General features: G+C 65.0%; 23 protein-coding genes. 19 read left to right on the top strand and 4 right to left on the bottom strand.

Features of this window, described 5'->3' with window-relative positions:
• Nucleotides 1-476 precede the first annotated feature (476 nt).
• The 13 genes from NPS46_RS25345 to NPS46_RS11695 all read left to right on the top strand — a co-directional run bounded on the left by NPS46_RS25345 (nucleotide 477) and on the right by NPS46_RS11695 (nucleotide 16,427).
• Nucleotides 477-1,523, top strand: coding sequence for a methyl-accepting chemotaxis protein (locus tag NPS46_RS25345; RefSeq protein WP_425312735.1), 1,047 nt, complete (start codon nucleotides 477-479; stop codon nucleotides 1,521-1,523).
• 79 nt (nucleotides 1,524-1,602) lie between these two features.
• Entirely contained in the window at nucleotides 1,603-3,435 is a 1,833-nt protein-coding gene (locus NPS46_RS11640) for a protein-disulfide reductase DsbD (protein WP_274108057.1), read from the top strand.
• Between the two features lie 116 nt (nucleotides 3,436-3,551).
• Entirely contained in the window at nucleotides 3,552-3,998 is a 447-nt protein-coding gene (aroQ, locus tag NPS46_RS11645) for a type II 3-dehydroquinate dehydratase (protein ID WP_274107240.1), read from the top strand.
• A 35-nt stretch (nucleotides 3,999-4,033) separates the two neighbouring features.
• Entirely contained in the window at nucleotides 4,034-4,492 is a 459-nt protein-coding gene (gene accB, locus NPS46_RS11650) for an acetyl-CoA carboxylase biotin carboxyl carrier protein (RefSeq protein WP_274107242.1), read from the top strand.
• A 17-nt stretch (nucleotides 4,493-4,509) separates the two neighbouring features.
• Nucleotides 4,510-5,871: an acetyl-CoA carboxylase biotin carboxylase subunit gene (accC, locus tag NPS46_RS11655; protein ID WP_274107244.1), complete on the top strand. Its 1,362-nt coding sequence runs from the start codon at nucleotides 4,510-4,512 to the stop codon at nucleotides 5,869-5,871.
• A gap of 170 nt (nucleotides 5,872-6,041) precedes the next feature.
• Entirely contained in the window at nucleotides 6,042-6,920 is an 879-nt protein-coding gene (gene prmA, locus NPS46_RS11660; protein ID WP_274107246.1) for a 50S ribosomal protein L11 methyltransferase, read from the top strand.
• Nucleotides 6,921-6,950: 30 nt separating this feature from the next.
• On the top strand, nucleotides 6,951-8,189 hold the full coding sequence (locus tag NPS46_RS11665; RefSeq protein WP_274107248.1) for a DUF3426 domain-containing protein: 1,239 nt from the start codon (nucleotides 6,951-6,953) through the stop codon (nucleotides 8,187-8,189).
• A gap of 188 nt (nucleotides 8,190-8,377) precedes the next feature.
• The gene (dusB, locus tag NPS46_RS11670) at nucleotides 8,378-9,391 is read left to right on the top strand and encodes a tRNA dihydrouridine synthase DusB (protein ID WP_274107250.1); all 1,014 of its coding nucleotides are present in this window, start codon (nucleotides 8,378-8,380) and stop codon (nucleotides 9,389-9,391) included.
• Nucleotides 9,388-9,708, top strand: a complete 321-nt coding sequence (gene fis, locus NPS46_RS11675; protein ID WP_003186237.1) for a DNA-binding transcriptional regulator Fis — start codon at nucleotides 9,388-9,390, stop codon at nucleotides 9,706-9,708. Before dusB ends, fis begins: the two co-directional genes overlap by 4 nt.
• Nucleotides 9,709-9,791: 83 nt before the next feature.
• Nucleotides 9,792-11,399 (top strand): bifunctional phosphoribosylaminoimidazolecarboxamide formyltransferase/IMP cyclohydrolase, encoded by a 1,608-nt coding sequence (purH, locus tag NPS46_RS11680; RefSeq protein ID WP_274107252.1) that lies wholly within the window; start codon nucleotides 9,792-9,794, stop codon nucleotides 11,397-11,399.
• A gap of 188 nt (nucleotides 11,400-11,587) precedes the next feature.
• Nucleotides 11,588-12,880 carry a phosphoribosylamine--glycine ligase gene (gene purD / locus NPS46_RS11685; protein WP_274107254.1) on the top strand — a complete coding sequence of 431 codons (1,293 nt, stop codon included), beginning with the start codon at nucleotides 11,588-11,590 and terminating at the stop codon, nucleotides 12,878-12,880.
• A gap of 102 nt (nucleotides 12,881-12,982) precedes the next feature.
• Nucleotides 12,983-15,754, top strand: coding sequence for a hybrid sensor histidine kinase/response regulator (locus NPS46_RS11690; RefSeq protein WP_274107256.1), 2,772 nt, complete (start codon nucleotides 12,983-12,985; stop codon nucleotides 15,752-15,754).
• A gap of 76 nt (nucleotides 15,755-15,830) precedes the next feature.
• Nucleotides 15,831-16,427, top strand: coding sequence for a MarC family protein (locus NPS46_RS11695; RefSeq protein WP_274107258.1), 597 nt, complete (start codon nucleotides 15,831-15,833; stop codon nucleotides 16,425-16,427).
• A gap of 40 nt (nucleotides 16,428-16,467) precedes the next feature.
• Here NPS46_RS11695 and cobJ read toward each other — a convergent pair whose 3' ends face one another.
• Genes cobJ through cobG form a run of 4 tightly spaced genes read right to left on the bottom strand, consistent with a single transcriptional unit; the run spans nucleotide 16,468 to nucleotide 20,858 of the window.
• On the bottom strand, nucleotides 16,468-18,183 hold the full coding sequence (gene cobJ / locus NPS46_RS11700) for a precorrin-3B C(17)-methyltransferase (RefSeq protein ID WP_274107262.1): 1,716 nt from the start codon (nucleotides 18,181-18,183) through the stop codon (nucleotides 16,468-16,470).
• Nucleotides 18,180-18,911 (bottom strand): precorrin-2 C(20)-methyltransferase, encoded by a 732-nt coding sequence (locus NPS46_RS11705; RefSeq protein ID WP_274107264.1) that lies wholly within the window; start codon nucleotides 18,909-18,911, stop codon nucleotides 18,180-18,182. The genes cobJ and NPS46_RS11705 overlap by 4 nt, the downstream gene beginning before the upstream one ends.
• The gene (locus tag NPS46_RS11710; RefSeq protein WP_274107266.1) at nucleotides 18,911-19,537 is read right to left on the bottom strand and encodes a precorrin-8X methylmutase; all 627 of its coding nucleotides are present in this window, start codon (nucleotides 19,535-19,537) and stop codon (nucleotides 18,911-18,913) included. The genes NPS46_RS11705 and NPS46_RS11710 overlap by 1 nt, the downstream gene beginning before the upstream one ends.
• Nucleotides 19,530-20,858, bottom strand: a complete 1,329-nt coding sequence (cobG, locus tag NPS46_RS11715) for a precorrin-3B synthase (protein ID WP_425312728.1) — start codon at nucleotides 20,856-20,858, stop codon at nucleotides 19,530-19,532. Before cobG ends, NPS46_RS11710 begins: the two co-directional genes overlap by 8 nt.
• A gap of 130 nt (nucleotides 20,859-20,988) precedes the next feature.
• On the opposite strand from cobG, the gene cbiE reads away from it, so the two are divergent.
• The 6 genes from cbiE to NPS46_RS11745 all read left to right on the top strand — a co-directional run bounded on the left by cbiE (nucleotide 20,989) and on the right by NPS46_RS11745 (nucleotide 25,612).
• On the top strand, nucleotides 20,989-22,191 hold the full coding sequence (gene cbiE, locus NPS46_RS11720) for a precorrin-6y C5,15-methyltransferase (decarboxylating) subunit CbiE (protein WP_274107270.1): 1,203 nt from the start codon (nucleotides 20,989-20,991) through the stop codon (nucleotides 22,189-22,191).
• Between the two features lie 30 nt (nucleotides 22,192-22,221).
• Nucleotides 22,222-23,319, top strand: coding sequence for a cobalt-precorrin-5B (C(1))-methyltransferase (locus tag NPS46_RS11725; RefSeq protein WP_274107272.1), 1,098 nt, complete (start codon nucleotides 22,222-22,224; stop codon nucleotides 23,317-23,319).
• Complete coding sequence (locus NPS46_RS11730) at nucleotides 23,316-24,041, top strand: cobalt-precorrin-6A reductase (protein WP_274107274.1); 726 nt, start codon at nucleotides 23,316-23,318, stop codon at nucleotides 24,039-24,041. Before NPS46_RS11725 ends, NPS46_RS11730 begins: the two co-directional genes overlap by 4 nt.
• A 181-nt stretch (nucleotides 24,042-24,222) precedes the next feature.
• Nucleotides 24,223-24,624, top strand: a complete 402-nt coding sequence (locus NPS46_RS11735) for a DUF2946 domain-containing protein (RefSeq protein WP_274107275.1) — start codon at nucleotides 24,223-24,225, stop codon at nucleotides 24,622-24,624.
• A gap of 47 nt (nucleotides 24,625-24,671) precedes the next feature.
• Nucleotides 24,672-25,157 (top strand): copper chaperone PCu(A)C, encoded by a 486-nt coding sequence (locus NPS46_RS11740; protein WP_274107277.1) that lies wholly within the window; start codon nucleotides 24,672-24,674, stop codon nucleotides 25,155-25,157.
• 29 nt (nucleotides 25,158-25,186) lie between these two features.
• Nucleotides 25,187-25,612 (top strand): DUF2946 domain-containing protein, encoded by a 426-nt coding sequence (locus NPS46_RS11745; RefSeq protein WP_274107279.1) that lies wholly within the window; start codon nucleotides 25,187-25,189, stop codon nucleotides 25,610-25,612.
• Nucleotides 25,613-25,629 lie beyond the last annotated feature (17 nt).

Raw genomic sequence — 25,629 nt, forward strand, 5'->3', positions numbered from 1 at the left:
GTGCCGCGCAGTACCTGCCGCCACTCCTGACTGCGTCCCAGCATCTGGGCCGCCTCTCCCTGGCTCGCGACAAGCTGGTAAGCAGCGGCCGTAGCGAACTGGCCGCCGATGTCGAACGCGAACTGAGCAATATCAGCACCCAGGCCGAGCAGATTGAAAAACTGCCATTGCTGGGCGTCGCGGCCAGCAGTGAATCGAACACCGACGATTTCGCGGCCATGATGGGCCTGGAAAACACCGAGAAAGCCGCTGCCGAAGATGCCGGCGTCAACCTCAAGCGCGAACTGCACAGCCTGCTCGCCCGCTACCCGGCTGAACTGGCCCGCACCCGCGAGCAGATCCAGCGGCGCAGCGAACTGGCCAGCGCCACCCACCAGAAAATCGACGCCGTGCAACAGGCCATCGCCGGGCTCGAACCCGTGGTTCGCGCCCAGCACGGCCAGATCCAGAGCGAAGTCCGCCTGCTCCAGGGCCTGATGATCGGCCTGATCCTACTGATCGCCCTGCTGATCGATACCCTGCAACGCAAGCTGGCCCGCGTCCTGACCAACCTGGCCCCGGCTCTCTCCACTTGGGCCGAAGGCGACTTCAGCCGCGATATCCAGCTGGGCAAGACCAACCGCGAACTGCACGATATCGAAGCCTCCCTCAACCGCCTGCGCGCCTACCTGGTCGACCTGGTCGGCACCATTCGCCAGAACGCCGAACAGGTGGCTGGCAGCAGCCGCACCTTGGCCGAACTGAGCAGCGGCTTACATGACGGCGCCGAGCGCCAGGCCGGCGACACCGCACAGATTCGTGATGCGTTGGGCGAGCTGGAAGCCACGATCCAGCAGGTCGCCGGCGACGCCAGCCAGGCAGCCGATGCCAGTCGCAGCGCCGGCCTGGCTGTGGAGCAGGGCCAGCGGGTCATCGGTCAGAGCCTGACCGGCCTGCACGCGCTGGTTGGCGAGGTTCAGGGCAATGCCCAGATGATCGAACACCTGGCCCAGGAGTCCGCCACCATCGGCGGCGTGCTGACCGTTATCCGCTCGATTGCCGACCAGACCAACCTGCTGGCACTCAATGCCGCCATCGAAGCCGCCCGCGCCGGGGAGATGGGCCGCGGCTTTGCGGTAGTCGCCGAAGAGGTACGCACCCTGGCCCAACGTACGGCAGGCGCCACGGGGGAAATCCAGACCCTGATCGCCGGCCTGCAAACCGCCGCCCGCCAGTCGGTGGAAGGCATGCGGGCCCAGGTCGAACATGCCGAGGCCACCGCCAGCCAGGCCCAGGCCGCCGATGGTGCGCTCGACGAGATCGTCGGGGCCATCCAGACCATCGCCGAAACCGCCGTGCGCATCGCCGATGTCACGGCCCAACAAAGCGGTGCGGTCAGCGAGATTCGCGACCACAGCGAGCGGATCCACCAACTGGGCGGCGACAACCTGCTACGCATCGGCGAGGGACGCACCCAGGGCGACCAACTGCTCGACCTCGGCGGCCAGTTGCGCGTCGCGGTGCAGGCATTTCGTCTGCACTAGCCCGGGCAATGAGCCGGGGCAGCAGCGCGTCCGGGCACGCTCGGCTATCATGCGCGCACATTCGATTCGCGAGATCGCCATGCGCCGCCTGTTCTGCCTGATGTTTGTGTTGTTCGCCCTGCCCCTGGCCCACGCGGGCCTGCTCGACAGCCGCCCGAGTGCCACCCTGGGCGCGCTCAACAACAGCAGCGATTTCCTGCCGGTGCGCGAAGCCTTCCGCCTGAGCCTGAACGACAGCACCCGCGAAAAAATCACCCTGCGCTTTGTCGCCAGCGAAGGCTATTACCTCTACCGCCACCGCTTCCAGTTCAAGACCGAGCCGGCCGATATGGCCCTGCCCGCCGCGCGCCTGCCCCAGGGCGAGGCCAAGCACGACGAGTTCTTCGGGGATGTCGAGGTCTACCATGGCGTGCTCGATGTCGAGCTGCCCCGCAACAGCGGTGACCCACGCGGTTTTACGCTGGTCGTGACCTACCAGGGCTGTGCCGACAAAGGCTTGTGCTACCCGCCGGAAACCGAGCGCCTGACCATCCCTGCGCTTGCAGACGACGCAGCGATGTCGGATACCGCGCCGGGAGCCGTATCGACTACAGCTACGAGCAGCCCTTTATCAACGCCTCCGGCAGACACTCCTTGGCGCTGGAGCGAGCTCGTGCTGTTTTTCCTCGGCGGCCTGGCACTGACCTTTACCCCTTGCGTGCTGCCGATGCTGCCGATCATTTCCGGCTACGTGCTGTCCGGTCAGTTGGGCGGGCGTCGCGGCTTCCAGTTGTCGCTGACCTATGTCCTGGCCATGGCCGCCTGCTTTGCCCTGCTCGGCGCGCTGATGGGGATGTTCGGCGCCCAGCTCAATCTACAGGCCCGCCTGCAGTCGGCCTGGGTGTTGGTGCCGTTTTCGCTGTTCTTCGTGGTGTTTGCCCTGGCGATGTTCGGGGTGTTCGAGCTCAAGCTGCCCCAGGCCCTCAGCAGCCGCCTGGACCGCGTCGCCAGCCGGACCCAGGGTGGCTCGCTCTGGGGCGCGGCGGTCCTGGGGGTGATCTCCAGCCTGCTGGTCTCGCCCTGCGTATCGGCGCCTCTGGCCGGCGCCTTGCTGTATATCAGCGCCAGTGGCGATGCGGCTGGCGGCGCACTGAAACTGTTTCTGCTCGGCCTGGGTATGGGCACGCCACTGATGCTGGTGGCCACCGGCGGTGCCGCCTGGCTGCCGCGCAGCGGTCCCTGGCTGGTCACGGTGAAGAACACCATGGGCGTGCTACTGCTCGCCGTGGCGCTGGGCATGCTCGGACGGGTGCTTCCAGGCCCGCTCACCTTGCTGCTGATGGGGTTCCTGTGGGGCGGCGTCGCGGTGTTTCTCGGCGCCCTGGAGCGCAACCAGAAGTCCGCGCGTCAGCGCCTGGCCCAACTGCTCGGGCTTTTCCTGCTGGTCTACGCGCTGGCCTGCTGGTATGGCGCCCTCAGCGGCCAGGACGATCCGCTCAGCCCACTCGGCCGGTCTTCCATCAGCCAGACCCGAGGCATCGAGGCACCGACCAACCAGGCCGATACCTGGCAAACCGTCACAACCCCTGCCGAGCTGGACAAGGCCCTCGCCCAGGCCAGGGAAGCCGGGCAGCCGGTGCTGCTCGACTGGTATGCCGACTGGTGCATCAGTTGCAAGGTGATCGAACGTGAAGTCCTGCACGACGCCAACGTGCTGGAAAAACTCGAGGGCTATCGGCTGATCCGCTTCGATATCACCCAGAGCAACGCCGAACAGCGCGCCCTGCTCGACCGTTATCAGTTGTTCGGCCCGCCCGCCTTGTTGTTCTTCGCCAAAGACGGCCGCGAACGGCGCGAGGCCCGCGTGGTCGGAGAAATCGACGCCAGCGGCTTTATGCGGCATATCGCATTGGCCAATGACCCGATCCGCTGATCCAGTCATAAATTTTGCGCGAACATCGCTCATCGTGCTGGCTATTGCCGCCAACTGGACAGTCCTGTCGGGTTTACGGCATAGTCGCCCGGCACTGACATAACAAGGAACAACAGATGTCCACCCTACTGGTGCTGCACGGCCCCAACCTCAACCTGCTTGGCACCCGCGAACCGGGCGTCTACGGCGCGACAACCCTGGCCCAGATCAACCAGGACCTGGAACAGCGGGCCCGGACTGCCGGTCATCACTTGCAGTACCTGCAGAGCAATGCCGAGTACGAATTGATCGACCGCATCCATGCGGCACGCGATGAAGGCGTGGACTTCATTTTGATCAATCCGGCGGCTTTTACGCACACAAGTGTCGCATTACGTGACGCATTGCTGGCGGTGAGCATCCCATTCATCGAAGTGCATTTGTCGAACGTGCACAAGCGCGAACCATTCCGCCATCACTCCTACTTTTCAGATGTCGCCGTAGGAGTGATCTGCGGCCTTGGCGCCAGCGGTTACCGCCTGGCCTTGGAGGCCGCCCTGGAACACCTTGAACACACTGCTTAAACGCCCGTGACCGACCTTTTGGGAGTTGATGATTGATGGATATCCGTAAAGTTAAGAAGCTGATCGAACTGCTGGAAGAGTCCGGCATTGACGAGCTGGAGATCAAGGAAGGCGAAGAGTCCGTTCGCATCAGCCGTCACAGCAAAACCCCGGCTCAGCAGTACTACGCGCCAGCCCCTATGGCCGCGCCAGTCGCCGCGCCTGCCGCTGCCGCTGCTCCAGCCGCCGTTGCCGAAGCGCCTGCCGCTGCGAAATACAACGGCACCGTGGTCAAGTCGCCGATGGTCGGTACCTTCTACCGCACCCCGGCCCCGACCTCGCCAGCCTTCGTTGAAGTGGGCCAGAGCGTGAAGAAAGGCGACACCATCTGCATCGTCGAAGCGATGAAAATGATGAACCACATCCAGGCTGAAGTCAGCGGTGTGATCGAGTCCATCCTGGTAGAAAACGGTCAGCCGGTTGAGTATGACCAGCCGCTGTTCACCATCGTTTGAACCGCGGAGAGTCTTCGATGTTGAAACCTGCGAAGCTTGAAAAAGTCCTGATCGCCAACCGCGGTGAGATCGCCCTGCGTATCCTGCGTGCCTGCAAGGAACAGGGCATCAAGACCGTCGCCGTGTACTCGACTGCCGATACCGAGCTGATGCACGTGAAGCTGGCGGACGAGAGCATCTGCATCGGCCCGCCACTGGCTACCAACTCGTACCTGAAAGTCTCGAATATCATCGCTGCGGCCGAAGTGACCGGCGCTGATGGCATCCACCCTGGCTACGGTTTCCTCGCGGAAAACGCCGATTTCGCCGAACAGGTAGAGAAGTCCGGTTTTGCCTTCATCGGCCCCAAGGCCGACACCATTCGCCTGATGGGCGACAAGGTATCGGCCAAGGCCGCCATGATCGCTGCCGGCGTACCGACGGTTCCAGGCTCCGACGGCCCACTGCCTGAAGACCCGGAAACCGCCTTGCGCATTGGTCGCGAAGTCGGTTACCCGGTGATCATCAAGGCCGCTGGCGGCGGCGGTGGTCGCGGCATGCGCGTGGTGCACAAGGAAGAAGACCTGATCGAAGCAGCCAAGCAGACTCGCGAAGAAGCGGGCGCCTGGTTCAGCAACCCGATGGTCTACCTCGAAAAGTACCTGACCAACCCACGTCACGTGGAAGTGCAGGTACTGTCGGACGGCCAGGGCCACGCCATCCACCTGGGCGACCGCGATTGCTCGCTGCAACGTCGTCACCAGAAGGTTCTGGAAGAAGCGCCGGCACCGGGCCTGGATGAAGCGGCACGTCAGGAAGTCCTGGCACGTTGCGTCAAGGCCTGCATCGACATCAACTACCGCGGCGCCGGCACCTTCGAGTTCCTCTACGAAAACGGCCGTTTCTACTTCATCGAGATGAACACTCGCGTGCAGGTAGAGCACCCGGTATCGGAGATGGTCACCGGGATCGACATCGTCAAGGAGATGCTGAGCATCGCCGCGGGCAACACGTTGTCGTTCACCCAGGACGACGTGAAGATCCACGGCCACTCCCTGGAGTGCCGGATCAACGCCGAAGACCCGAAGACCTTTATCCCAAGCCCAGGCCTGGTCAAGCATTTCCATGCTCCAGGCGGCAACGGCGTACGGGTCGATTCGCATCTGTACAGCGGCTACAAGGTTCCGTCCAACTATGACTCGCTGATCGGCAAGCTGATCACGTGGGGCGCAACCCGCGACGAAGCCATGGCACGCATGCGCAATGCCCTGGACGAAATCGTGGTCGACGGCATCAAGACCAATATCCCTCTGCATCGGGATCTGGTCTGCGACAAAGGCTTCTGCGAAGGGGGTGTCAACATTCACTACCTGGAACACAAGCTGGCCAACCAGGCTTAAGCCTGCGCTACAGACCGACAAGGCCGCTTAATTGCGGCCTTGTCGTTTCTGCGGCCGGACCCAAGCGGGTGTTTATCGTTTGGGCATACCCGCAATCGATGCGCTCGCGTAAACTGGCGCGCTTCTCACGGCCCAGCGGCCGCACACTCCATTTTTCACAGGTAACCGCCATGCCTTGGCTGCAAGTACGTCTGGCTATCAGCCCGGAACAAGCCGAAACCTACGAAGACGCCTTTCTTGAAGTCGGCGCCGTTTCCGTCACCTTCATGGACGCCGAAGACCAGCCAATCTTCGAACCCGAACTCAACACCACACCGCTGTGGTCCCACACCCACCTGCTGGCGCTGTTTGAAGACGGCACCGAGGCGGCCAGCGTCCTGGCCCACCTCGAACTGCTGACTGGCTCACCACTGCCGGAACACCATAGCGAAGTGATCGCGGACCAGGACTGGGAACGCAGTTGGATGGATAACTTCCAGCCCATGCGCTTTGGCCAGCGCCTGTGGATCGTACCGAGCTGGCACGCCGCCCCGGAACCGGATGCAGTCAATCTGCTGCTCGATCCGGGCCTGGCCTTTGGCACCGGCACCCACCCGACCACCTCGCTCTGCCTGCAATGGCTCGACGGCCAGGACCTCAAGGATTGTGACGTCCTCGATTTCGGCTGCGGTTCGGGCATCCTGGCTATCGCGGCCCTGCTGCTAGGCGCGCGCCAGGCAGTCGGTACCGATATCGACGTGCAGGCGCTGGAAGCCTCCCGCGACAACGCCGGGCGCAACCAGATCGCCGAGGCGCGTTTCCCGCTGTACCTGCCCGAAGACCTGCCGGCCGTACCGGCCGACGTGCTGGTGGCCAATATCCTCGCCGGCCCGCTGGTGGCCCTGGCCCCGCAACTGTCGAGCCTGGTCAAGCCGGGCGGGCGCTTGGCGCTGTCGGGCATCCTGGCCGAGCAAGGCGAAGAAGTCGCCGCCGCCTATGCTGCCGACTTCGACCTGGACCCGATCGCCAATCTTGACGGCTGGGTGCGCATCACTGGCCGTCGGCGCTAGAATGAGCGCCTGCCCGGAGCGGATTGCAGCATGACCGACAGTTTTGTCACCCAGTGCCCCCATTGCCAGACCAGCTTTCGCGTCAGCCACGCGCAACTTAGCGTGGCTCGCGGCGTGGTGCGCTGTGGCTCATGCCTGCAGGTCTTCAATGCCGCGCGCCAGTTGCTTGAACAGCGCGCGGCCAAGCAGGCCGCGACTGCACCCGCAGCCCCCGCGCCAGCACCCGTCGTGCCCGCTCCGCCCAGTGCACCAACTGCCCCCTCTCCTGCGCCGCGCGCCATCAGCCAAAAGCAATGGAGCGCTGCCGAGCTCGACCTCGACCATCTCGACCTCGATGAAGAGCTGGCCCGCCTCGAACAGCGCGAAATCCAGCCAGCCAAGGCCTTTGGCCAGGAACGCCCGCCGCGCGAGGAAACCCTGAGCGCCAGTCGCGACGACAGCGCCCAGGGCGAAGAGCAATGGCCCGACAGCCTGTTCAACGACGCCCCTCCCGAACCCAGCGACGAGCCGGTCGCCAGTAGCGCTCGCACCGGCCGCACCGAGCCATCGCTGTCCTTCGAACTGGATGACCTCGATGAGCCGCCCGTGGCAGAACGCAACGCCGCCCCGCGCCAGGACGCCGAGCAAAACCTCGAACCTTCGCTGGGCCAGGCCGACGCATCGCTCGACAGCGACCCCGAACCGCCGCGCGGCAAACGCGAGCGCAACGAGCCTGGTCTGCACGACGACGTGCTGCTCGACCTGGTAGACGATCCGATCCACCTCGACTGGCAGAAACGCCGCTCGCCCTGGGGCCGGCGCCTGCTCTGGCTGCTGCTGGTCCTGCTGGCCGCCGCCGCCCTGGCCGGACAGTACATCGCCTACCACTTCGACGAACTGGCGCGGCAGGACCAGTACCGCCCCTGGTTCCAGCAATTCTGCCCACAGATCGGCTGCAGCGTGCCATCCAAGGTCGATATCGCCCGCATCAAGAGCAGCAACCTGGTAGTGCGCAGCCATCCGGAGTTCAGCGGAGCGCTGGTGGTCGATGCCATCCTCTACAACCGCGCGCCCTTCTCCCAGCCCTTCCCGTTGCTGGAGCTGCGCTTCGCCGACCTGAACGGCCATCTGATCGCCAGCCGCAGCTTCAAGCCCGGCGAATACCTGGGCGGCGAAATGGCCGGCCACACGGAAATGCCGCCACAAACCCCGATCCACATCGCCCTGGACATCCTCGACCCAGGCCAGAAAGCCGTGAACTACAGCCTGAGCTTTCACTCCCCCGAGTAGGCAGTTGGCAAATGCCATGCCTTTTGACGGCATTTTCCTGACTGCACATCCCCGCTCCGACCGCCGGTACGCCCCACAACAACTGTTCAGATTTTATCCAATTCAGCCTTTATCCGGTCATCGAGAGCGGGTATCATGCCAACCCTTTTTCGAACTCTCATGATCCGGCCCCACAACAGGGAAGTCCTATGTCGGCGGTACGCATCGGCCCATATACAGTGCACAACGGCTTGATCCTCGCCCCAATGGCGGGTGTCACCGACCAGCCCTTTCGTCAGCTTTGCCGACGCCTGGGCGCGGGCCTGGTGGTGTCGGAGATGGTGACCAGCGACATGAGCCTCTGGAACAGCCGCAAATCGCGACTGCGCATGATCCACGAAGGCGATCCCGAGCCCCGCTCGGTACAGATCGCCGGCGGAGATGCGCAGATGCTGGCGCAGGCAGCCCGGGCCAATGTCGAGCTGGGTGCACAGATCATCGACATCAACATGGGTTGCCCGGCCAAGAAGGTCTGCAACAAGGCAGCAGGCTCAGCGCTACTCAAGGACGAAGCGCTGGTCGAGGAGATACTTCAGGCGGTGGTGGCCGCGGTGGATGTGCCGGTCACCCTGAAGATCCGCACCGGCTGGGACCGGGACAACAAAAATGGCCTTACGGTGGCGAAGATCGCCGAGCAGGCCGGTATCAGCGCGCTGGCAGTCCATGGACGCACCCGCGCCGACCTGTACACCGGTGAAGCCGAGTACGACACCATTGCCGCGATCAAGCAGGCGGTGTCGATGCCGGTCTTTGCCAATGGCGATATCGACTCGCCCGAGAAGGCCCGGCACGTGCTGCACGCGACCGGCGCCGACGGGCTGTTGATTGGCCGGGCCGCCCAGGGGCGGCCGTGGATTTTCCGTGAAATAGAACATTTCATGCGGACCGGGCAGATACTCCCGGCCCCGCAGCTGTTGGAAGTGGAACGTATTCTGCTAGAGCATCTGGCCGCGCTGCATGCCTTCTATGGGGATGTCATGGGCGTACGCATTGCTCGCAAGCATGTCGGCTGGTATCTCGCAACCTTGCCGGGCGCCAAGGAGTTTCGCGCCCACTTCAATCGTTTGGATGATACGGAAGCACAATGCGCCAACGTTCGGGAGTTCTTCGCCGAACGTTACAAGAGCCTGGCGACAGGGGACGGAGAGGGGGTGGCCGCATGACGATGATGACCGAGACTTTAGTGAGTGGAACAACGCCCGTGAGCGACAACGTCAATTTGAAACAGCACCTCAATACGCCGAGCGAAGAAGGCCAGACCCTTCGCGGCAGCGTCGAGAAGGCGCTGCACAATTATTTCGCCCATCTTGAGGGCGCGGCCGTCACGGACGTGTACAACCTGGTGCTTTCCGAAGTCGAGGCGCCGCTGCTCGAAAGCGTCATGAACTACGTCAAGGGCAACCAAACCAAGGCCTCCGAACTGCTCGGACTGAACCGTGGAACCCTGCGCAAAAAGCTCAAACAATACGATCTGCTGTAAGCATTCAATCCAACCTGAAAGGCGCCCACTTCAAAACTGGTCGCCTTTTTTGCTGACTCCCTTGCTTTGTGATGGAACTTGAGATGACCGACCAGACCACCCGCCTGCCGATCCGCCGCGCCTTGATCAGCGTTTCCGACAAGACCGGGATCCTCGACTTCGCCCGGGAGCTGGAAGCCCTGGGCGTCGAGATCCTCTCCACCGGCGGGACATTCAAGCTGCTGCGTGACAATGGCGTGGCCGCTGTGGAAGTTGCGGACTACACCGGTTTCGCGGAAATGATGGATGGCCGGGTCAAGACCCTGCACCCGAAAATCCATGGCGGCATCCTCGGCCGTCGCGGTATCGACGACGCCATCATGAACGAGCACGGCATCAAGCCGATCGACCTGGTTGCCGTCAACCTCTACCCCTTCGAAGCCACCATCTCCAAGCCGGGCTGCGACCTGCCGACCGCCATCGAGAACATCGACATCGGCGGCCCGACCATGGTCCGCTCGGCGGCCAAGAACCATAAAGACGTGGCCATCGTGGTCAACGCCGGCGACTACGCCCAGGTGCTGGAAAACCTCAAGGCCGGTGGCCTGACCTACGCCCAGCGCTTCGACCTGATGCTCAAGGCATTCGAGCACACCGCCGCCTACGACGGCATGATCGCCAACTATATGGGCACCGTGAACCAGGCCGCCGACACCCTGAGCACCGAAGGACGCAGCGAGTTCCCGCGTACCTTCAACAGCCAATTCATCAAGGCCCAGGAAATGCGCTACGGCGAGAACCCGCACCAGAGCGCGGCGTTCTACGTGGAAGCCAAGCCGGCCGAAGTCGGCATCGCCACCGCGACCCAGTTGCAAGGCAAGGAACTGTCGTTCAACAACGTGGCCGACACCGACGCCGCGCTGGAATGCGTGAAGAGCTTCGTCAAGCCGGCCTGCGTGATCGTCAAGCACGCCAACCCGTGCGGCGTGGCTGTCAGCCCGGACGCCGAGGGCGGTATTCGCCAGGCCTACGAACTGGCCTACGCCACCGATACCGAATCGGCGTTTGGCGGCATCATCGCCTTCAACCGTGAACTGGACGCGGCCACTGCCAAGGCGATTGTCGAGCGCCAGTTCGTCGAAGTGATCATCGCTCCGGCGGTCAGCGAAGAAGCCCGCGCCATTGTCGCCGCCAAGGCCAATGTGCGCCTGCTGGTCTGCGGCGAATGGGACGCCAACCGCGCCCCGGCCTGGGACTACAAGCGCGTCAATGGCGGCCTGCTGGTACAGAGCCGCGACATCGGCATGATCACCAGTGCCGACCTTAAAGTCGTGACCCAGCGCGCCCCGAGCGAGCAGGAAATCAACGACCTGATCTTCGCCTGGAAAGTGGCCAAGTACGTCAAGTCCAACGCCATCGTCTACGCCAAGAACCGCCAGACCATCGGGGTCGGTGCTGGCCAGATGAGCCGCGTGAACTCGGCGCGGATCGCCGCGATCAAGGCCGAACATGCCGGCCTGCAGGTACAGGGTTCGGTCATGGCTTCCGATGCGTTCTTCCCGTTCCGCGACGGTATCGACAATGCGGCCAAGGTCGGTATCACCGCGGTGATCCAGCCGGGCGGTTCGATGCGCGACAACGAAGTGATCGCCGCCGCCGATGAAGCCGGCATGGCGATGGTGTTTACCGGCATGCGCCACTTCCGTCACTAAAACGAAAACGGTCGCACTGACGCTGGCATCTGCTGCGTTGGGGCCACTTCGATAAAGCTCATTGCCAAGCGGCAATTGCGCTCACCGAAGTGGGCCCCGCCTTGCATCTACAGACGTCCCTGCAACCGCCTGGAGCGCACAGCGCTTCAGGTTCCAAAACAGAATTAGCGTCATCCGAGGTTTTTGACATGAATGTACTGATTATTGGCAGCGGTGGTCGTGAACACGCTCTGGCCTGGAAAGTCGCTCAGGACCCACGCGTCAAGAAAGTCTTCGTTGCCCCGGGCAACGCCGGCACCGCCATCGAGGCCAAGTGCGAGAACGTCGCCATCGATGTTCTGGCCCTTGAGCAACTGGCCGATTTCGCCGAGCAGAATGTCTCCCTGACCATCGTCGGCCCGGAAGTCCCGCTGGTTGCAGGCGTGGTCGATCTGTTTCGCGCCCGCGGCCTGGACTGCTTTGGTCCAACGGCCGGTGCCGCACAGCTGGAAGGCTCCAAGGCCTTCACCAAGGATTTCCTGGCACGCCACAAGATCCCGACCGCCGACTACCAGAACTTCACCGAGATCGAACCGGCCCTGGCTTACCTGCGTGAAAAAGGCGCCCCGATCGTGATCAAGGCCGACGGCCTGGCCGCCGGCAAAGGCGTGATCGTCGCCATGACCCTGGCCGAAGCCGAAGACGCCGTGCGCGACATGCTCGCCGGCAATGCCTTTGGCGAAGCCGGTTCGCGCGTCGTGATCGAGGAATTCCTCGACGGCGAAGAAGCCAGCTTTATCGTGATGGTCGACGGCAAGAACGTGCTGCCAATGGCCACCAGCCAGGACCACAAACGCGTCGGCGACGGCGATACCGGTCCGAACACCGGCGGCATGGGCGCTTACTCGCCGGCACCGGTGGTCACCGCCGAGGTCCACCAGCGGGTCATGGACCTGGTGATCTGGCCCACCGTGCGCGGCATGGCCGAGGAAGGCAATGTCTACACTGGCTTCCTCTACGCCGGTCTGATGATCGACAAGGCCGGTAACCCGAAGGTGATCGAGTTCAACTGCCGCTTCGGCGATCCGGAAACCCAGCCGGTCATGCTGCGCCTGCAATCGAGCCTGGTCCTGCTGGTCGAGGCCGCGCTGGCCCAGGCCCTGGACAAGGTCGAAGCCCAGTGGGATCCACGGCCGAGCGTGGGTGTGGTTTTGGCAGCAGGCGGCTATCCGGGCGACTACGCTAAAGACGCGCCGATCAAGGGCCTGGACGCTGCAGCCGGACTGGAAGGCAAGGTTTTCCATGCGGGCACCGCCCTCAAGGATGGCCAGGTCGTGACCGCCGGCGGTCGTGTACTCTGCGCTACGGCCCTGGGCCAAAGCGTCGATGCCGCCCAGCAACAAGCCTACAAGCTGGCTGCAAAGATTGATTGGCAGGGCTGTTTCTATCGCAAGGACATCGGCTATCGGGCCATCGCCCGCGAGCGTGGCGAAGATCAGTAAACCTTGCTTGATCCGTTCCGGCCGGGGCCCCAGGCCCTTGCCGGACGGTTACGACGCCGCGCATAGTTACAGCCTGGCATCAACCTACGAAGGGACTCCGCCGTGCGCTGGCTCAGGATCGCCATAGGCCTCACCGTCAGCCTGCTGACCCTGCTTTGCTTGCTACCGGCCCAGGCCGCGCCAAGCGGAGGCTGGGCGGCTTTACTCGACGATCAGGCCGAACTGCGCTTGAGCGATATCCGCTCCCCCCGCTATATCAATCAATTCAGCCCGGTCGATCTCGACCAACTGACCTCCGCCAGCTCCGGCGGTGCGCTCTGGCTGCGCTTCAAGCTATCCCCCGATCGGCACGAACAGGTGCTGCGCATCTTCGCTCCCGACCTGAGCCGCCTCGACCTCTTTGTGCTCGATGGCGAAAAACTGGTCGAAAAAATCCAGACCGGCACTGACCGGCCACAAACCGAACGGCCGTTACCCAGTCACGACTTCCTGCTCCCCCTGCCCCAGAGCCGCAACCCTCTGGACGTGTACGTGCGCCTGGTCTCCGACTACCAGTTGCGCCCCAGCATCAGCTTGGTACCCGCCGTAGAAGCCGCCGCCGACCAGCGCATGCCCATGCTCTACGGCCTGCTGTTCGGCTGCCTGGCGATGCTGATCGTGCACAACCTCACGCGTTATGCCTATAGCCGCTCGCACAGCTGCCTGTGGCTGGCCGCCTGTGAAGGCCTGCTGCTGATCGCCGCCGTGCTGTTACTCAATGTGCTGGGCCCCTGGCTAGCCCCCTGGCCAATCTTCCAGTCACCGGGAGCTTACCTGGCCCTGCTGCTGGCCGCCCCCTGCGGGCTGATGTTCACCTACCGATTCTTCGCCCCTCTGGGCGCCCATCCGCTGAACCGGTTGCTGCTGGGCGAAGCTTTGCTGGTCCTGGTGTGCAGCGTGTTGCTGTGGTTCGTCAGGGCGCTGCCGCTGAACTACATCACCTACGCCCTGGTCGCCCTGTCCAGCCTGAGCATCCTGGCGGTGTCCGCCTATCACTGGCACCGGGGCTATCAACCGGCCCGGCTGTTCGTGGTCGCGATGCTGATCTTCAACCTCGGCATCCTGGTGATCCTGCCCGCGTTCCTGCGCCTGATCCTGGTCGCGCCCCAGGAAATGATCCTGACCCTGCTCGGCTTTACCTGCCTCAGTGGCGCCTTGATGAGCGTGGCCCTGGGCGAGCGCTCGCGCCACATCACCGAAGACCGCTTCAGCGCCAGCCGCGAACTGGCGGCCAATACCGCCGAGATCAATGCCAAGGCCGAGTTCCTGGCCAAGATCAGCCATGAGATCCGCACCCCGATGAACGGCGTGCTGGGGATGACCGAACTGCTGCTCGGCACACCACTGTCGGTCAAGCAGCGTGACTATGTGCAAACCATCCACAGCGCTGGCAACGAGCTGCTGACCCTGATCAACGAGATTCTCGACATTTCCAAGCTGGAGTCCGGGCAGATCGAGCTGGACGACGTGCAGTTCGACCTCAACGCACTGATCGAGGACTGCCTCAATATCTTCCGCGCCAAGGCCGAACAACAGAGTGTCGAGCTGATCAGCTTTATCCAGCCCCAGGTCCCGCGAGTTATCAGCGGCGACCCCACACGCCTGCGCCAGGCACTCCTGAGCCTGCTGGAAAACGCCCTGCGCAAAACCAGCGAAGGAGAAGTCCTGGTGGTGGTTGCCCTCGACGAGCGCCAGGGCCGCCCCCGCCTGCGGATCGCGGTGCAGGACAGCGGCGTGCCGATGGATGAGCGCGAACGCGATACGCTGCTCAACACCGAGCTGCACAGCAAGAACCTGCTGGACACTACCCGCCTGGGCGGGCACCTCGGGTTGGTGATCGCACGCCAGTTGATCCTGTTGATGAACGGCGACTTCGGTATCAAAAGCGCCAATGGCCAGGGCAACACCCTGTGGCTGACCCTGCCCTTGGATCCGACCCAGCTGCAACACCCAACCTCGGACCTCGACAGCCCGCTCAAGGACGCCCGGGTCCTGGTGGTCGACGACAATGACACCTGCCGCAAGGTTCTGGTCCAGCAGTGCAGCGCCTGGGGCCTGAACGTCAGCGCCGTGGCATCGGGCAAGGAAGCCCTGGCCCTGCTGCGGACCAAGGCCCATCTGCGCGATTACTTCGACGTGGTCCTGCTCGACCAGAACATGCCAGGCATGACCGGTATGCAGCTGGCGGCCAAGATCAAGGAAGACCCGAGCCTGAACCACGACATCCTGCTGATCATGCTGACCGGTATCAGCAATGCCCCCAGCAAGATCATCGCGCGCAACTCGGGGATCAAGCGCATCCTCGCCAAACCCGTGGCCGGCTACACCCTCAAGACCACCCTGGCCGAAGAACTGACGCAACGCAGCAAAGGCATGCTCGGCCCCCAGAGCCAGCAACCGAGCAGCAAACCGGTGGAACTGCCGAGTGATTTCCGCATCCTGGTGGCCGAAGACAACAGCATTTCGACCAAGGTCATCCGCGGCATGCTCAGCAAGCTCAACCTCGAACCGGACACCGCCTGCAACGGCGAGGAAGCCCTGCGCGCCATGAAGGCCCAGCGTTATGACCTGGTGCTGATGGACTGCGAAATGCCGATACTCGACGGCTTTTCCGCCACGCAGCAGTTGCGCGCCTGGGAAGTCGGTAACCAGCGCATGCGCACCCCCGTGGTCGCCCTGACCGCCCATATCCTCACCGAGCACAAGGAGCGGGCGCGCCAGGCCGGCATGGATGGGCATATGGCCAAGCCGGTGGAGCTGTCGCAATTGCGTGAACTGATCGAGCACTGGGTGGCCCAGCGCGAACAGCAACAATCTGCGGTCAACATTCCCTAGGCCAGACGGGTGCCGGGCCGACAGACCGCCTGGCGCCTGATAGACTTCCAGCCCTCTGCCCTCAAGAGCCCACGCCATGCTCCACGTGCTGTTCAGCGTTTACCTGAAGATGCTGGTGCTCTATAGCCCGTTCTTCGTCCTATCGTGCTTTATCAGCCTGACGCGCGGCTACTCACTCAAGGAGCGCCGGCGTCTGGCCTGGAAAGTCGCCCTGGCCACGCTGGTCTCCAGCGTGCTGCTGTACCTGTTCGGGCGGGTGATCTTCAGTGTCTTCGGGATTACCGTAGATGCGTTTCGCATCGGCGCCGGCAGCGTGCTGTTTATTTCCGCACTGGGCATGGCCCAGGGCAAATCGGCGGTACAGAGCGACAACGTGCAGCAGGACGTCACCATCGTGCCGCTGACCATCCCCCTGACCGTCGGCCCCGGCACCATCGGTGCTCTGCTGGTCATGGGCGTCAGTCAGCCCCACTGGGACGACAAGCTCACCGCCATTCTCAGCATCGCCCTGGCCAGCCTCACGGTGGGCGTGGTGCTGTACCTGTCCAACCGGATCGAGCGGATCCTCGGCGACCAGGGCCTGCAAATCGTCAGTCGCCTGATGGGCCTGTTCGTCTGCGCCCTGGCTGCGCAGATCATCTTTACCGGGGTACGCGGCTACCTGGTGCAGTAAGCCCTGCCGGCGCCGCCTCCCGGCAGCGCCGAACGTCGCCTCAGGCCGGTTTCTGGCCGTACCAGCGCGGCGTGTAGACCCACTCGCCGCCATCGGCGCGGGGGAACACGCAGGTCGTCGACGAACCGATCAGCACCATGGTACGCATATCCACCTGCTCCGGCGTCAGGTCGCCCAAGCAGGTGACCCGCAGGGTCTGACCCGGCCGACCGATATCCCGCCCCAACACCACCGGCGTCTGCGCCGTGCGATACCGGGCCACAATGGCCAGGGCCTGACCCAACTGCCACGGCCGCGAGCGTGAGATCGGGTTGTAGAAAGCCAGTGCCAGGTCGGCCTGGGCCGCCAGCTCCAGGCGCTGCTCGATGATCGACCAGGGCTTGAGGTTGTCCGACAACGACAGCACACAGAAGTCGTGACCCAGCGGCGCGCCCGCCTGGGCGGCGGTGGCCAGGGACGCCGAGACGCCCGGCAGGATCTCCAGCTCGACGCGCTGCCACGCCGGATTATCGGACTCGTGCAAGGCTTCCAGCACCGCCGCGGCCATGGCGAACACTCCCGGGTCACCGGACGACACCACCACCACCGAACGCCCCTGGGCCGCCAGTTCGAAGGCGTGCCGGGCACGCTGCATCTCTTCGCGATTATCGGTGCAATGCAGCACCTGGTCGGCTCGGAACGGCCCGGCCATGCGCACATAGGTTTCATACCCCAGCACATCGTTGGCCCGGGCCAGCTCGGCCTTGACTGCCGGAACCATCAGTTCGGCAGCACCCGGGCCGAGGCCGATCACGGCCAGACGGCCACGGGCACGGCCGATGCGTTGCGGCTCCAGCGGCTGGTCGGCCACGGCGATGGCCAGGCCAGCGCCGGCACTGATCGGCGACAGCAATTGCCCGACCGCCGCCTGGGCCAGTTCGGCCACACTGCTGGCCGGCACGCCAAAGCGCAGGGGCACGGCCAGGGTCGCGGCGGCGTCACGCAAGGTCGGGTTGGCCATATCGCTGTCCGCCGCCAACAGGCAGGCCAGCGATTGCACGGCAATCCGCGCTTCGTGCAACGCCGCACGAATGGCCGCGACCAGCGCCTCGGCATCCTCTCCCGGCTGGGGCTGGCAGGCCACCAGCACATTGCGAGGGTAGATCAGCAATTCATCGGCCGCCGCCGGACGCTCGCTGCAACCGACATGAATGCTCAGGCGCGCCTGGGCATCTTCCGGCAGCCGCGCTTGCGCGAGCCAGGGCGCTGCGCCTTCGATCCGCACGCTTTCACCGGCCAGAAGGTCCGAGACAAACCGCTTGCCCAGCTCCAGGTCGGCCAGGGCATAGCCGCTGGGCGGGTTGAGCAGACAGGTGCCAAAACGCAGTTCGCCACTGGTGGTAATGGCCGCGGCCACGCCCAGCCCGGCGGCGATTTCCCGGGCCATGACATTGACCCCGCCCAGGCCACCGAGCAACGGCACGACCGCGCTGCCATCCTCGGCCACGGCCAGCACCGGCGGCTCGGCGCCCTTCTCCAGCAGCAGCGGCGCCAGGGTGCGAATCACGATACCGGCCGCGCACAAGGCAATGATCGGTGTGCCCTGTTGATAAAGCTGGCGCAACGTCGCGCCGAAATCGACGTAGCTGCGGTCTGCGCCCTCAACGCGCTCGGCCAGGCCATGGATCAGCGCATCGGGGTAGAAGCCCTGGATGAGGCGCGCCGTCGCCAGGCTGCCGGCGCCCAGGATCATAATGGCGGCTGCAGGCCGGCTCATCCCTGCCACCGTTCGCCGGGGACGACGATCAACGAGAAGTATGGTGAAGACATCGGCTCAACCTGGTCCAGCGGCACGATCTTCTGGTTGGCCATGGTCGCCCGCTCGACATACAGCGCCCGCCCGGCCAACCCCAGCTCCTGCAGCACGTCGCGCACCTTGGGGAAATTGCGCCCCAACTTCATGATCACCGCCGCATCGGCATCACCCAGGCGGCGCTTGAGCTCTTCGGCCGGCAGGACCCCGGAAAGCACCGACAGGCTTTGATTGCGATACACCAGCGGCACACCCAGTACCGAAGCGCCGCCGAGCATCGAGCAGACACCCGGGATGACCTCGGCCTCATAGCGTTCAGCCAGGCGGTCGTGCAGGTACATATAGGAGCCGTAGAAGAACGGGTCGCCTTCGCAGATCACCGCCACATCGCGGCCGGCATCCAGGTGCGCGGCCACTTCCAGGCTGGCCTCGTCGTAGAAATCGCTGATGACCTGCTCGTAGGACAGCGGCGCCGGCAGCGCCTCGGTGGTCACCGGATAGACCAGCGGCAACAGCTGCTGGGCCTCCTGCAGATGGGCCTCGATAATGCCGAAGGCGTTGCCCTTCTTGCCCTTGGCAACGAAGTACGCCACCACTGGCGATTCGCGCAACAGGCGCAGGGCCTTGACGGTAATCAGCTCGGGATCACCCGGGCCGACGCCCAGGCCCAGTAAACGTCCACGTGGCAGCATTACTCGACCTCCGTAGCCAGGGCGTTGACCGCAGCAGCGGCCATGGCACTACCGCCCAGGCGGCCGCGCATGATCACGAAGGGCACGCCACGGCTATCGGCCGCGAGCATCGCCTTGGACTCGGCCGCGCCGACAAAGCCCACCGGGAAACCGAGGATCAGTGCCGGCTTCGGCGCCCCCGCATCGAGCATTTCCAGCAGGTAGAACAGGGCGGTCGGCGCATTGCCGATCACCACCACGCTCCCTTCCAGATGGGGCCGCCAGAGCTCCAAGGCGGCCGCCGAGCGGGTGTTGCCCAGCTCGCGGGCCAACGGCGGCACGCGCTCGTCACGCAGGGTGCAGATCACTTCGTTGTGGGCAGGCAGGCGCGCGCGGGTGATGCCTTCGCTGACCATCCGCGCATCACACAGAATCGGCGCGCCAGCGGCCAGCGCTGCGCGCCCGGCCGTGCCGGCACCGGCGGAAAACGCCAGGCCATTGATCGCCTCGACCATGCCGCAGGCGTGGATCACGCGTACCGCGAGCTTTTCCAGATCCGCCGGGATCCGCTCCAGCCGGGCCTCTTCGCGAATGATCGCGAAGGAGTTGCGATAGATCTCCTGACCATCGCGGATGTAATCAATCATCGGTGCTACTCCATGGGCGGGCTTCAAGCAGGGTGCCCGCCGCTTCAATTGTGAGGTTGCGCGCGTACAGCCGGCCGAAGCCGGGCACCGTCGCATCGCGTAGAAAGAGGTCGTAATGGCCAGGCGCGACCGCCAGCAGCGTGACCGGCGCGACATGCGCCGCCGCGCAGGAACGTGGGCAGCCCGATAGATGAACGTCGGCCACGCGGCCCTGGCCTTGCAGGCGCTCGGCCAACTGCCGGGCATCGTCCTTGGTCTCGGCCTGAGCCTTGGCACAGCCACTGGCGCCCGTGCAGGCAATCAGCCGGGCCAGCGCCTGGTCGGCGCAGCAGAGCAGGCCGAGCGCGTGCAGTTGGGCCGTCAGCGTTGCGGCCGCCTCGGCGCGGACATTGACCCACAACAGGCTTTGCCAGGGCGTCAACCGCAGCGAGCCATCACCGAAGTCCTCAGCCAGTTGCGCCGCGCGCTTGAGCTGGCCGGCATCGAGCCGCCCCAGCGGCGCCGCCGCGCCCACTTGCACCAGGCCCTCCTGCGCCTGTGGGTAAGTCCCCAGGTGACGCAAGGGCTGAGCAGCGCCACGACGCCAATCGGGCAATGCCAGCCACTGGACCGCAAGGCGCGCCTGCAGCTGGCGGAGAAACTCGCTGGCCGGCACCTCGGCCAGCAGATGGCGCATGCGCGTCTGCTCCGGCGTCGCCAGGTCGAGGAACAGCTCCAGCACGGCGACCACCAACGCGTGCCCTGCCGCCAGCGGTACGGCGGCCAGCGCGCCATCCCCCGGGCAACCGGCCAGGCCAAAGGCCAGCCATGGCTCAGCCGCCACGTTCACCGCGCACAGCCACAGATCATGGGGATGCTCCAGCATCGCCAGGTGTTCACCGCCATCGAGTTGTACAGCGAACTTGGCCGACAGCTCATGGAAACGGCGGTGGCTCTGCAGCGTGGCAAGAATCTGCGCCGCCAGCGGCCGGGTATCCAGCAGCAGGCCGGCATCGACGCCCGCTGCCGGGCTGAGCATCAGGTTGCGCACATCGTCGGCCGCCGCCGTGGTCGGCCCAAGGCCGGCGGCCAGCAGATGCTCGATCAACGGGCGCTGCTCGGGGCCGATCCCGCGAATCTGCAGGTTGGCCCGGTTGGTGGCCTCGATCACCCCACCGGCGTAGCGCTCGGCGGCTTCGGCGACGGCCCGGGCCTGGTCCGCACTGATCACCCCTGCTGCCAGTTTGATTCGGCAGATGCCGCCATCGCGCGCCGCGACAATACGCAGTAACCCCGGGCAGGCCGAGGGGCGAAGAGCAGTGGACAACAGGGATGAATTCACGTGGGCAGCCGACAGTTGGGCAAGGGATCTTGGCGATTGAGCGGCATTTCGCCGATCAAGGCGCGGTATTATGCCTGCTTTGTTCGACGGCATGAAAAGCCTGCCCGTCGGAACGCTTCGAGGAGACTAGATGGCACCCTGGCTGACAGTAGTGGGAATCGGTGAGGACGGCTTCGCCGGGCTTGGCAAACAGGCCCGTCGCGCCCTGCTCGGTGCCGCCCGGGTGTATGGCGGCCAGCGCCAGCTAGACCTGCTGCCGGCCTGCATTCGTGCCGAGCGTCAGCGCTGGCCCAGCCCCTTTTCCCTGGAGCCGCTGCTGGCCCGCCGCGGCGAACCGGCCTGTGTGCTGGCCAGCGGCGACCCGATGCTGTTCGGCGTCGGCGCCAGCCTGGCCCGCCAGATCGACAGCGCGCAGATGCTGATTCTTCCTGCGCCGTCCTCCTACTCCCTGGCCGCCGCACGCCTGGGCTGGGCCCTGCAGGATGTGCAGACGCTGTCGGTGGTGGCCCGCCCGGTCGCCGCCATCGCCGCCCACCTGGCCAGCGGCATGCGCCTGCTGGTGCTGAGCAATGATCAGCACAGCCCCGCCGCCATCGCGACCTTGCTGCGCGAGCGCGGCTTCGGGCCCAGCCGCCTGACCGTGCTGGAACACCTCGGCGGCCCGGCCGAACGGCGTATCGACGGCGCTGCCAGCGACTGGAACACCCCTCCTGGCGCAGCGTTGAATCTGGTGGCCATCGACTGCCTGGCGGCCAGCGATACCCCGCGCCTGTCGCGCATCGGCGGCTTGCCGGACTCGGCCTTCGCCCATGATGGTCAGTTGACCAAACGCGATGTCCGCGCCATTACCCTGGCGCGCCTCGCCCCCATGCCGGGCGAGCTGCTCTGGGATGTCGGCGCCGGCAGCGGCTCCATCGGCATCGAATGGATGCGTGTCCACCCCAGTTGCCGGGCCCTGGCCATCGAGGCCAATGAGGGCCGCCAGCAACTGATCGAACACAATCGCGACGCCCTGGGCGTGCCGGGCCTGCAATTGATCCGCGGCAGCGCACCGCAGGCGCTGGACGGCCTGGAGCGCCCGGATGCGGTCTTTATCGGCGGCGGCGTTACCCGCCCCGGCGTGCTCGACACCTGCTGGGCCCAGCTCAAGCCAGGCGGCCGGCTGGTGGCCAATGCCGTGACCCTGCAAAGCGAGCTGCACCTGATGGATTGGCGCACCCGCCACGGCGGCGAGCTGACCCGCATCCACATCGCCCAGGCCCAGCCCCTGGGCGAGTTCGATACCTGGCGTCAGGCCCTGCCGATCACCCTGCTGGAGGCCGTCAAGCCTTGAAGCCTGCACTGCCTGCCCCGGTCGTCCGCCATGCGTGACGAAACCGCCGAACAACCCGCGCCCCTGCGCAGCGGCCTGACCACCGGCAGTTGCGCCACCGCCACCAGCCTCGCGGCGGCGCGCCTGCTGCTCGGCGGGACCTGCCATGACGCCGTGGAGATCGTGTTGCCCAAGGGCAAGCGCGTGCAGATGCGCCTGGAGTTCTGCCGTCTAAGCGCAGACGGCGCCGAGGCCGGGACGATCAAGGATGCCGGCGACGACCCCGATGTCACCCACGGCGCCCTGCTCTACTCACGGGTGCGCCTGAGCCCCGAGCCGGGCGTGCGCTTTTGCGCCGGCCAGGGCGTGGGCACCGTGACCCGCCCCGGCCTGGTGCTGGAGGTGGGTGAGCCCGCGATCAACCCGGTGCCCCGGCGCATGATCGGCGAACACCTGCGGCAACTGGCGCAAGAGCACCACTACGCCGGCGGCTTCGAGGTCACGGTGAATGTCGAGGGTGGCGAAGCCCTGGCCCTGAAAACCATGAACCCGCGACTGGGCATTCTGGGCGGTCTGTCGATCCTGGGCACCAGCGGCATTGTCCGGCCGTTTTCCTGCGCCGCGTACATCGCCTCAATCCATCAGGGCATCGATGTGGCCAAGACCAATGGCTACCTGCATATCGCCGCGTGCACCGGCAATGCCAGCGAGGACACCATGCGCCGCGTCTACAACCTGCCCGAGATTGCCCTGATCGAGATGGGCGATTTTGTCGGCGCGGTCCTCAAGCACCTGCGCAAGGTGCCTGTGGATAAACTCAGCCTGTGCGGCGGCTTTGGCAAGATCAGCAAGCTGGCCGCCGGGCATATGGACCTGCACAGCCGGCACTCGAGCATCGACCTGCCGCAACTGGCCGACTGGGCCGGCGCCATTGGCGCCGATGCCGGGTTGCAGAGCGCCATTCGCGGCGCCAACACCAGCCAGCAGGCACTGGCCATGGCCAGCGCGGCGGGAATCGCCCTGGGGGATGCGGTGTGCCAGCACGCCCTGGATTTCGCCCGCAGTGTCGTGCCGGCCCAGGTCCAGGTCGAAGTCTTTGCCATCGACCGCCAAGGCGGCATCGTCGGCCATGCGGGAGGTGCATCATGAAGCGCGTGCTGTTGCTCGGCGGCGTCACCGAGGCCCTGGCCATCGCCAGGACCCTGGGCCGCGAGCATATCTACAGCCTGGCGGGGGTCGGCCGGGTGCCCGAGGACCTCGACTGCGAAGTGCGGGTTGGCGGTTATGGCGGGGCCGACGGGCTGGCGCGCTTTATTGGCGACAACCAGATCGACCTGCTGGTGGATGCGACCCATCCCTACGCGGCACACATCAGCCAGAACGCCGCCACTGCGGGCCAACTCAGCAGCATTCCCTGCTGGGCGCTGCGCCGTCCGGCCTGGCAACCGCAGCCCGGCGACGACTGGCGTGAAGTGGCGGATTGGACGGCACTGGTCCGGGCCCTGGCGCCCTTCCAGCGCCCGCTGTTTACCCTGGGCCGCGAGCCCTTGGCCCATTTACAGGAAATCCCCGCCAGCCAGTTCTGGACCCTGCGCGCCCTCGACCAGTATCCCGGCAACGAACGCTGCGAGATTATCGGCGCCCGTGGACCGTTCCTGCTCGAAGACGAGCGCCAACTGTTCGAACGGCGCGCCATCGATGTCCTGGTCAGCAAGAACAGCGGCAGCAGCGCCACCGAGCCCAAACTGCAAGTGGCCCGCGAGCGCGGCATCCCGGTGCTGATCCTGCAGCGCCCGGCCTTGCCCGCGGTGGACCGGGAGTTTTCGACAACCGCCCAAATACTTCAGGCCTTGGCAGCCTTTATCGGCTGAAACAGAATCTGCCCGGCCTCGCAAAAGCAGCTAGCCTGCTTGTGGAAGGAATGCACGCCGGGCAGCGGAAAGACCAGGAAACAGAGTTGCGACTTTTCACCGCAGGCAGTGCTTTTACTTATCCAGGCCATTAGGGCTAAATAGCCCGGTCTTGCTTGAAAATTCTTACGGAAGAAAATCCATGTTCCGACAACGGCTTGCCATAACTTGGATCGCCTGCTTTGCAGTGCTGTTCAATATGCTTGCCATGCCGTTGGCGAGCGCCGGAGCCAACACCAGCAATGCCGCGATCACCAAGCAGCTGTTGCTGGGCAGCTTCTGCTCTTCCACGGGTACTCGCCTGGTTGCCATTTCCCTTGGTTCTGCGGAGCAATCGGCGCCCGCAGGCGACCTGCACTCCACCATGCAACATTGCTGGTGCTGCTCGGGCGCAGCGCCCCTGGTGGGCCTACCGGGCCACAGCCCGCAACTGCATCTGGCCAGCGGCGACTTCCGTGTCCTGAACAGCCAGGCCCAGGTAGACAGCCCGACCCCACGCCAGCAATGGCCCAGCCTCAATCCTCGTGCCTCCCCTCTGGCCTGATTCACCGCCCCTACCCCATTGCGCCTGAATCGATCCGGAGAATCTCCATGTTCAAGAAAGCCCTATTGCTGGCCGCCCTGATGCTGCCTGCGGCCTTAACCAATGCCCATGAATACAGCGTCGGCCCGTTGCAGATTGCCCACCCCTGGTCCCAGGAACTGCCACCCAACGCCCCCACCGTCGCCGCCTACTTTGTGATCAAGAACACCGGCCAGCAGGCCGACCGCCTGTTGAGCGTCGACACCCCGGTTGCGGCCAAGGCCGAGCTGCACGAGCACGTCCAGCAGGACGGCCTGATGAAAATGCAACCCGTCGCCGCTGTCGCCATCGCCCCCGGTGCGACCCTGACCTTCGCCCCCATGGCTTACCACGTGATGCTGCTGGAGCTCAAAGACCGCAGCCTGCTGCGCGACGGCCAGCACTTCCCGCTGACCCTGCACTTCGAGAAAGCCGGGGCCGTCGAGGTTCAGGTCAATGTGCAGAAGACCCCGCCCGCCGGCGCCGCGACCGGGCACGATAGCCACGCGCACTGACCCCAGGCAGACCACCACGACGCGCTAGCATGAGCACGCTCGGGCACCGGCCGGCCAGCCCCGCGCACCTTCACCTGAAGGCACGCGGCAGCTGGATCAGCCTGTTCGCCATGTTGATGATTTTTATCGGCCCGCTGATTTCCCAGGCGATGCCGATGGATCATGCCGCCTCGATGGCGATGAACCCATCGATGGTCATGGAGGAGCCCGGTTGCCATGGCGAAGCGGCCGACGCCGCACACCATGAAGCCCCCGCCGAGCATCACGTCCTTTGGGAGAAATGCGGCTATTGCAGCCTGCTGTTCAATTGCCCGGCGCTGCCCCAAAGCCTGTTCAGCGCGACGTTTGCCGCCCCACCACCCCATGCCTTCATCACCGCCGAACCGCGCCAGGGCCACGCCCGACAGGCTGTCTTCCCCGGCGCCCGCAGCCGCGCGCCGCCCTCATTCTCCTAAGCCTCGCCAACACCTCC

It is taken from the genome of Pseudomonas putida (assembly GCF_028682395.1).
GTDB lineage: Bacteria > Pseudomonadota > Gammaproteobacteria > Pseudomonadales > Pseudomonadaceae > Aquipseudomonas > Aquipseudomonas putida_AB.

Bases quoted from the DNA above. Each gene is read 5' to 3' on its own strand.
- NPS46_RS11695 (WP_274107258.1), top strand. From the start codon at position 15,831: ATGCTCCACGTGCTGTTCAGCGTTTACCTGAAGATGCTGGTGCTCTAT.
- NPS46_RS11710 (WP_274107266.1), bottom strand. From the start codon at position 19,537: ATGATTGATTACATCCGCGATGGTCAGGAGATCTATCGCAACTCCTTC.
- accB (WP_274107242.1), top strand. From the start codon at position 4,034: ATGGATATCCGTAAAGTTAAGAAGCTGATCGAACTGCTGGAAGAGTCC.
- NPS46_RS11745 (WP_274107279.1), top strand. From the start codon at position 25,187: ATGAGCACGCTCGGGCACCGGCCGGCCAGCCCCGCGCACCTTCACCTG.
- purH (WP_274107252.1), top strand. From the start codon at position 9,792: ATGACCGACCAGACCACCCGCCTGCCGATCCGCCGCGCCTTGATCAGC.
- NPS46_RS11725 (WP_274107272.1), top strand. From the start codon at position 22,222: ATGCGTGACGAAACCGCCGAACAACCCGCGCCCCTGCGCAGCGGCCTG.
- purD (WP_274107254.1), top strand. From the start codon at position 11,588: ATGAATGTACTGATTATTGGCAGCGGTGGTCGTGAACACGCTCTGGCC.
- NPS46_RS11735 (WP_274107275.1), top strand. From the start codon at position 24,223: ATGTTCCGACAACGGCTTGCCATAACTTGGATCGCCTGCTTTGCAGTG.
- aroQ (WP_274107240.1), top strand. From the start codon at position 3,552: ATGTCCACCCTACTGGTGCTGCACGGCCCCAACCTCAACCTGCTTGGC.
- cobJ (WP_274107262.1), bottom strand. From the start codon at position 18,183: ATGAGCCGGCCTGCAGCCGCCATTATGATCCTGGGCGCCGGCAGCCTG.
- NPS46_RS11705 (WP_274107264.1), bottom strand. From the start codon at position 18,911: ATGCTGCCACGTGGACGTTTACTGGGCCTGGGCGTCGGCCCGGGTGAT.
- prmA (WP_274107246.1), top strand. From the start codon at position 6,042: ATGCCTTGGCTGCAAGTACGTCTGGCTATCAGCCCGGAACAAGCCGAA.
- NPS46_RS11730 (WP_274107274.1), top strand. From the start codon at position 23,316: ATGAAGCGCGTGCTGTTGCTCGGCGGCGTCACCGAGGCCCTGGCCATC.
- NPS46_RS11740 (WP_274107277.1), top strand. From the start codon at position 24,672: ATGTTCAAGAAAGCCCTATTGCTGGCCGCCCTGATGCTGCCTGCGGCC.
- dusB (WP_274107250.1), top strand. From the start codon at position 8,378: ATGTCGGCGGTACGCATCGGCCCATATACAGTGCACAACGGCTTGATC.
- fis (WP_003186237.1), top strand. From the start codon at position 9,388: ATGACGATGATGACCGAGACTTTAGTGAGTGGAACAACGCCCGTGAGC.
- cbiE (WP_274107270.1), top strand. From the start codon at position 20,989: ATGGCACCCTGGCTGACAGTAGTGGGAATCGGTGAGGACGGCTTCGCC.
- NPS46_RS25345 (WP_425312735.1), top strand. From the start codon at position 477: ATGATCGGCCTGATCCTACTGATCGCCCTGCTGATCGATACCCTGCAA.
- NPS46_RS11665 (WP_274107248.1), top strand. From the start codon at position 6,951: ATGACCGACAGTTTTGTCACCCAGTGCCCCCATTGCCAGACCAGCTTT.
- NPS46_RS11640 (WP_274108057.1), top strand. From the start codon at position 1,603: ATGCGCCGCCTGTTCTGCCTGATGTTTGTGTTGTTCGCCCTGCCCCTG.
- accC (WP_274107244.1), top strand. From the start codon at position 4,510: ATGTTGAAACCTGCGAAGCTTGAAAAAGTCCTGATCGCCAACCGCGGT.